The organism is Actinokineospora spheciospongiae, assembly GCF_000564855.1.
Taxonomy (GTDB): Bacteria; Actinomycetota; Actinomycetes; order Mycobacteriales; family Pseudonocardiaceae; genus Actinokineospora; species Actinokineospora spheciospongiae.
This window is the reverse complement of record NZ_AYXG01000037.1, coordinates 23,270-30,137: the sequence shown is the minus strand read 5'-3', so window position 1 is coordinate 30,137 and position 6,868 is coordinate 23,270. Positions and strand designations below refer to the sequence as shown.

Genomic DNA, 6,868 nt, shown 5'->3' with positions numbered 1-6,868 from the left:
CATAGGGGCCCCGGCCAAACACATCCACCCAGCCGGGCACCCCCACCAAAACCCAGGGCCTTACAAGACCAGACCCGGCACCGCGAGGCGCGGCCCTGCAACGCATCGCGCGGCGTAGAGCGGCAAGGCGGGCAAGACAACGCGGGCGGGGCGGCGCGGAGCGGATGGCGTGCAGAGGCAGGGGCGGGATCAGGGGGCGAACAGGGCGGTGATGAGGCGTTCGCAGCGGTCGGTCATGTTCTGGGCGGATTCGGCGGGGTGGTCCTGCCACCAGCGGACCAGGGCCGTCACCGTGCTGAGCCAGACCGCGACCAGGGCGGAGGCGTCGGTGGGGTCGGTGTTGCCGCGTTCGGCCAGGAGGGAGCGGACGCCGTCCACCGCCATTTCGCTGAGGGTGTGGCGGTAGCCCCGGGCGGCGGCGGCTGCCGCGCTGTTCACCGGTGGGGTGAGGTCGTGGATCAGGGTCCAGTCGTGGGGGCGGGGGCCGAGGGCGGTGAAGACGGCGCGGAGGGTTTCGGCGGGCAGGCGCATGCCGGTGTGGGGCCTGGCGGCTTCGATGGAGGTGATGACGTTGTCGGCGCCTCGGCGGAGGCAGGCGATGAACAGGTCCTCCTTGGAGCCGAAGTAGCTGTACACCAGGGGTTTGGAGATGCCCGCCACGGCGGCGACGGTGGCGACCGAGGCGTTGGCGTAGCCGTGGCGGCCGAATTCCGCCACGGCGGCGTCCAGGATCTGGGGTTCCCGTTCCGCCCGGGGGACGCCCTTGGTGCCGGTGTGCGCGGTCATGCGACCGATCCTATCCAGCAGCCTGGGCAGGGAAGTGACTTCGCGGTAACTTACCTGGAGGTCAATTGCTTGGAGGTGGGACGTGCTCGACGCGCTGCGGCACCAGTTCGGCGATCCGATCGGTTACGCGCTGCCGGTGTTCCTCCTGTTCATCGGGGTCGAGCTGCTGGCCCTGCGGTTCCTCGACGACGAGCAGGCGAAGGGGTACCACGGGCGGGACACCGCGGCGAGCCTGTCGATGGGGGTGGTGAGCGTCGGGGTGGGGTTGTTCTTCCGGGCGGGGGCGTTGCTGCTTTACGTCGTGCTGTGGGAGCACGTGGCGCCGTGGCACGTGCCCACCACGTGGTGGTCGTGGGTGGTGCTGCTCGTCGGCGTGGACTTCCTGTTCTACTGGTACCACCGGTTCGCGCACCGGGTGCGGTTGGCCTGGGCCGCCCACCAGGCGCACCACTCCAGCGAGTACTTCAACCTCGGCACCGCGCTGCGGCAGAAGTGGAACCAGTGGTTCGAGGTGCTGGCCTGGGTGCCGCTGCCGCTGCTGGGCTTCTCCCCCTGGACCATCTACACGGCGTTCTCCGTCAACCTGATCTACCAGTTCTTCGTGCACACCGAGAAGGTCGACCGGCTGCCGCGGTGGGTCGAGGCCGTGTTCAACACCCCCTCGCACCACCGGGTGCACCACGGCAGCGACCCCGAGTACCTCGACCGCAACTACGCGGGCGTGCTCATCGTGTGGGACCGCCTCTTCGGCACCTTCCGCGCCGAGCGGCACCGGCCCACCTACGGCCTGACCAGTCCGGTCGGGACCTACGACATCGTCAGCCTCCAGTTCCACGAGTACGGGGCGATCCTGCGCGACGTCCGGGCGGCGGGCCGCTGGCGGGACCGGCTCGGGTACGTCCTGGGTCCGCCCGGGTGGCGTCCTGAGCACCGTAGGGGCGACGGCGGAATCCCGCACCCGGTTGTCCACAGACCCCAGCCCGGCGAGGTGGACGGGACCCCGGAACGCACCCCGTGAAGGCCCGCGAACGGCAAGGGCCCCGGCAGCTCGCGCCGCCGGGGCCCCGCGGCCCTCATCGCACGAGGGCGCGACGCCCGGTGTCCCGGCCGGTTGTCGCATGGCGATGAGGGCGTGGCGGCGGCTCCCGGGAATCGACCCTGCACGACACCGGGAGCACCGACCGGGGTCCATGCTCCTCGCCCCGGACCCCGGGCGGCAAACCCGGTCCCCTTTTCGGTGACGACGACCGCTCGATCGGGTGATGACAATTGTTGACAGAGTTGTCGACGACACCGTGGGAATTCGCCGTTTCCTCACCCGCGTGAGCGAGGAAAAACCGGACGGGTGATGCGGTTTCCCGAATTCCCCGGGCGATCGGCCGCGGGGCGCTTCACCGGATCGGAGCAGCGGGGTCCACCTACATGCGGTTGTCGAGGTAGGCGACCAGGCGCTCCTCGTCGATGCGCAGGAAGCAGCCCTGGCGGACCTCGACGATGCCCGCCTCGCGGAAGCGCTTGAGGAAGTGGCCGACCCGGGAGCGGGTGGTGCCGACCATCCCGGCCAGCTCCTCCTGGGTGATCTTCTCGTCGATGCGCAGCGTGCGGGCCTCGCGCTTGCCCAGCTTGCGCCCCAGGCTGAGCAGGGTGGAGCCGAGCCGCTGCTCGCTGTCGACGGTGACCAGGTCGCTGATGACCTGCTGCTGCTCGGCCAGGCGGGTGGCCATGTGGCGGACGAAGTCCTCCAGCAGGCCCTCGCGGCGCATGGCGACGAGGAAGGCGTCCATCGTCATGTACTGCAGCACGGTGGGGACCATGGCGATGGCGGTCTCCGCGCGGGGGCCGCCGAGCACGCACAGCTCGCCGAACAGGTCGCCCGCCGGGTGGATGGACAGCAGGCACTCCTTGCCGCCCTTGGAGTACATGACGGTCTTGATGCGGCCGGAGCGGACCAGGTACACCTGGTCGCAGCGATAGCCGCAGTTGTAGACGTTGGCGTTCTTGTCGACCCGGACCGACGGGGCGCTGAGCGTCTCCCGGGTGATCATCGATTCGAGCCGCTCGGCGAAGGACGTGCTGGACAGTGGCGCCAAGGTCGTCGACATGGCGAACCCCCTCGAAGCGCGGTCGGCCGGTGGTGCGGCGGTCGACCGGTCTGTGAGCATGGTGTGGGTGGTGACGCCCCTGGCGCGTATTCGCGGATCGGGACCGTGAACTGCTGAAACCTGGCGACTGCGGTGACGACAACTGTCACAACCCGGAGGTCGGGCCGCAGTGGGGCAGGGGGGTCGATCCATCCCGTCGACCGGGGGTGCCGCTGCTGGACCGGGGTGGCGTGAACCCCTACTTACACCAGTCAATCCGGCGTACTACGTACTGGAGGTCAGATCCAGGGCCAGTCAAGGGTTCGCGCCCGCTCACCGGATGCTGGAACGCCCGACTTGACAGAGGTAAGTTCGACCTGGGTTGCGGTAGAGTCGACACCTAAGCTTCCAGCGTCGGAGGGGGTGACATGGACCAGGCCGAAGCCCACGAGGGCCAGCGATGCGGTCAACACGGCGGTGGCAATGGTCTTCATGACTTCCTCCGGGGCTTGTTGACTTGAGTCAGTGACTAGAGGAAATCATGAGTCAGCAACGGAGTCAACAATTGTCAGCACCATTGCGTGCGGGTAAGGTCTCCCAGCCTGAGTTCGGTCAACGGCTCAGGGAGCTGCGGCTGCAGCGCGGGATGTCGCAGCGCGACCTCGTCGCCGACGGCGGCACGGTCAGCGCCAGCTACGTCTCGCTGCTGGAGGCGGGCAACCGGGTGCCCACCCTGGAGGTGGTGCACCAGCTCGCGCGCACGCTCGGGGTGCGCCCCCGCGACTTGGCGGGCGACAGCTGGCCCGACGACGGCGCCCCGCCGACCCCCCGGACCAGCGAACATGACTCCGGTCAACTGATGACCCGCATCCTCACCCAGTCCGCGTTCGCCTCCGGCGACCTGGTCGACGCCCGCCGCCACGCCGAGGACGCCTTCGACCGGGCCCGCCAGCACGGGGAGTCCACTTCGATCATCGAGAGCGGGATGTCGTTGCAGCGCATCCTGGGCATGACCAACGAGCACCGGCAGCGGCTGGCCGTCCTCGACGAGCTGGCCAAGGTGGCCGACACCGCGGGCCTGGAGACCATCCAGCTCTCCATCAGCATCGACCTGGCCACCGCGTGCCGCGCGGTCGGCGAGCTGAACCGGGCGCGGGCCCTGCTCAGCGAGACCCAGCACGCCCTGGTGGTCAGCCCGCTCGCGGGCACGGCGGAGGAGGTCCGGCTCTACGCGGTGCAGATCTCGGTGCTGTGCGACCTGGACGAGTCACCGCTGGCGCTGGACCTGATCGACCCGATGCTGGCCGCGGCGACCACCCTGGACTCCCCGGCCACCTCGGGGCGGGCGTACTGGACCGCGGCGGTGGCGCTGGGCCGCGCCGGGATGCGCGCGGACGCGCTGAGCCACCTGGAGAAGGCGCGCGACTCGCTCAACGGGTCGATGCCGGTGCAGGACTGGCTGCGGTTCTGCCGGGCAGCGGCGTCGATCCAGCTCGACTGCGGCGGCGACCTGGAAGAGGTGCGCAAGCTGATCGCGGACGCGCGCAGCGCCCAGCGCACGCTGAGCATGTCGACCGACCGCGACGAGGTGGACAGCCTCCAGGCGCGGTTCGAACTGGCCTCGGGCGCCCCGCGCGAGGCCATGCGGATCTCGCAGGCGGTGCTCGACCGGGCCGAGGTCGCGGGCTACGAGCTGCTGCGGCTGCGCCGGACGCTGGCGCTGGCCGCGCAGGAGGCTGGTGAGGTCGAGGTGGCGATCGCGTCGCTGCGGACGCTGGCGGCGGATGCGGAGGACGAGGGCGCGCTGTCGATCGCGGTGTGGGCGTGGAAGCGGCTGGAGTCGTTGCGGGACAGGTGAGACCGCGGCGGTGAGGGGGACCGCCGAGAGCCACCCCAGGGGACGTGCGCCGTCCGCCCGGGGTGGCTTCGTCGTCGTCGGACTAGGCCGTGAAGTCGTAGTCCAGTGTGTACTCGGCGGTGGTGGCGTCGACCGCGGTCACGGTCCCCTTGCCGCGCAGGCCGACCAGCTCGCCGGTGCCCGAGCCGGGCACGACGAACCAGGTGGAGGTGGGCGGGCCGCCGTCGACGACGCCCTCGGTCTGCAGGACGAACTGGCCCGCCTTGCCGTCGAGGGTGCCGGTGATCCGCTGCAGGCCCACGAAGCTGGCGTAGTTCTCCGGGTAGACCAGCAGGTAGGTCAGGGTCCCCTCGCCGACGATGGTGCCCTCGAAGGTGTTCTTCACGTCGGCCTTGGCCAGCGCGGGGACGCCGTCGCCGGTGTCGTAGGGGGCCTCGTCCCACACGGAGGTGATGAACTTGCCGGTGGCGGTGGTGCTCATGCGGTTTCCTTCTCTTCTTCGGGAACGGCTGCCGGTGCGTGCGGGACGCGCAGCACGGCCGCGCAGACCAGCAGCGCGAGGACCGCCAGGCCCGCACCGGTGAGGAACACGCCCTGGAAGCCGCCGATGGCCTCCGGGGTGGGGGTGGACAGCGGCAGCATCGGGATCTCGCCGGTGAGGCCCGAGGCGATGGTCAGCACGGCGATGCCGATGGACCCGCCGATGAGGACGGCCACGTTGAACAGGCCCGACACCGCGCCCGCGTCGCGCGGGTCGACGCCGGAGGTGGCCGAGATGGACAGCGGCACGAACGTCAGGCCGATGCCCAGGCCCGCCAGCACCGTCGGGCCGAGGACGTCGCCGACCCAGGACCCGTCGACCGGCACCTGCGACAGCCAGCCCAGGCCCGCGATGATCAGCACCAGTCCGGGCACCAGGGCGGCCTTCACCCCGCGAGCGGCGATGATCTTGTTGGCCAGGGTGGTGGTGACGGCCAGCGCGGCGATGAGCGGCAGGTAGGACAGACCGGTCTGGATGGCGCTGAAGCCCAGGACGTTCTGCAGGTACAGGGTGACGAAGAAGAAGTACCCCATCTGCGTGGTGCCGAACAGCGCGGTGGCGCCGAGGGAGCCCGCGGTGTTGCGGTTGGCGAACAGGCTCATCGGGATCAGCGGTTCGTGGTGGCGCTTCTCCACCGCCACGAACACCGCCAGCAGCAGCGCGCCGAGCACGAGCAGCCCGACCGAACCCAGGTCCAGGCCCGCTCCGCCGTGCGCGCCGAGCAGGGCGTAGGTGATGACGAGCAGCGCGGCGGTGATGGTGATCGCGCCACCGGCGTCGAGGGAGGGCCTGCTGGCCGCCCTGCTCTCCTTGAGCACGAACGGGGCGAGCGCCACGATGGCCAGGCCGACCGGCACGTTGATGTAGAAGATCCACCGCCAGTCCACGGTGGAGGTGAGCACGCCGCCGATGAGCAGGCCGAACAGCGACCCGCCCGCGCTGGCCCCGCCCCAGGCGGCCAGCGCGCCGTTGCGCTCGGCGCCCTCGCGGAACGAGGTGATGATCAGCGACAGCACGGCGGGGGCGGCCGCGGCGGCGCCGATGCCCTGCAACGCGCGGGCCAGCACCAGGACCACCGGGTCGCCCGCGAGACCGCAGAGCACCGAGGCGGCGGTGAAGACGGACACGCCGGTCATGAGCACGAGCCTGCGCCCGTACACGTCGGCGAGCCGCCCGCCCAGCAGCAGGAGACCGCCGTAGCAGAGCATGTAGCCGTTGACGACCCAGGCGAGGCTGGTGCCGGTGAAGCCGAGGTCTTGCTGGATGCTGGGCAGCGACACGTTCACGATGGTCGCGTCGATCTGGATCATGAACTCGGCCAGCAGCAGGGTCAGCAGGACGATCTTCCCCGCCGTCGCCACCGGTGACGGCGGAGCCGCCCGCTCGAAGGTGTCGGTCATACGGTCTCCCCTGGAGTGGTCACGCGCGGTCGCGCAAGAGGGACCGAGCGTATGGGCGTACCCGGTACGGGCAATGCTCAGAACTGAGCACCCGGAGGTGTGATCACCGCCGAATGGCCCAGCCCTGCCCGTCCGGGTGGCCCGGGTACGCCGAACGTGTCCGACCTGCGCAGATTTGCGCAGACCGTGACAACCGTGCGCA

Annotated in this window: 6 protein-coding genes; 2 read left to right on the top strand and 4 right to left on the bottom strand. The window is 70.4% G+C overall.

Annotation, left to right across the window (positions count from 1 at the left end; translation table 11 throughout):
- Positions 1 to 189 precede the first annotated feature (189 nt).
- Complete coding sequence (locus UO65_RS04630; RefSeq protein ID WP_035279056.1) at positions 190 to 786, bottom strand: TetR/AcrR family transcriptional regulator; 597 nt, start codon at positions 784 to 786, stop codon at positions 190 to 192.
- A gap of 82 nt (positions 787 to 868) precedes the next feature.
- Here UO65_RS04630 and UO65_RS04625 point away from each other — a divergent pair, with 82 nt between their 5' ends.
- Positions 869 to 1,804: a sterol desaturase family protein gene (locus tag UO65_RS04625; protein WP_063935882.1), complete on the top strand. Its 936-nt coding sequence runs from the start codon at positions 869 to 871 to the stop codon at positions 1,802 to 1,804.
- Positions 1,805 to 2,204: 400 nt separating this feature from the next.
- On the opposite strand, the gene UO65_RS04620 is transcribed toward UO65_RS04625, so the two are convergent.
- Positions 2,205 to 2,888 carry a Crp/Fnr family transcriptional regulator gene (locus tag UO65_RS04620; protein WP_035279053.1) on the bottom strand — a complete coding sequence of 228 codons (684 nt, stop codon included), beginning with the start codon at positions 2,886 to 2,888 and terminating at the stop codon, positions 2,205 to 2,207.
- A 520-nt stretch (positions 2,889 to 3,408) separates the two neighbouring features.
- On the opposite strand from UO65_RS04620, the gene UO65_RS04615 reads away from it, so the two are divergent.
- Complete coding sequence (locus tag UO65_RS04615; RefSeq protein WP_084175311.1) at positions 3,409 to 4,725, top strand: helix-turn-helix domain-containing protein; 1,317 nt, start codon at positions 3,409 to 3,411, stop codon at positions 4,723 to 4,725.
- A gap of 82 nt (positions 4,726 to 4,807) precedes the next feature.
- On the opposite strand, the gene UO65_RS04610 is transcribed toward UO65_RS04615, so the two are convergent.
- The gene (locus UO65_RS04610) at positions 4,808 to 5,206 is read right to left on the bottom strand and encodes a DUF3224 domain-containing protein (protein ID WP_035279049.1); all 399 of its coding nucleotides are present in this window, start codon (positions 5,204 to 5,206) and stop codon (positions 4,808 to 4,810) included.
- A complete protein-coding gene (locus tag UO65_RS04605; protein WP_052020706.1) occupies positions 5,203 to 6,666 on the bottom strand; it encodes an MFS transporter in 1,464 nt (487 codons plus the stop codon). The genes UO65_RS04610 and UO65_RS04605 overlap by 4 nt, the downstream gene beginning before the upstream one ends.
- Between the last annotated feature and the right edge of the window lie 202 nt (positions 6,667 to 6,868).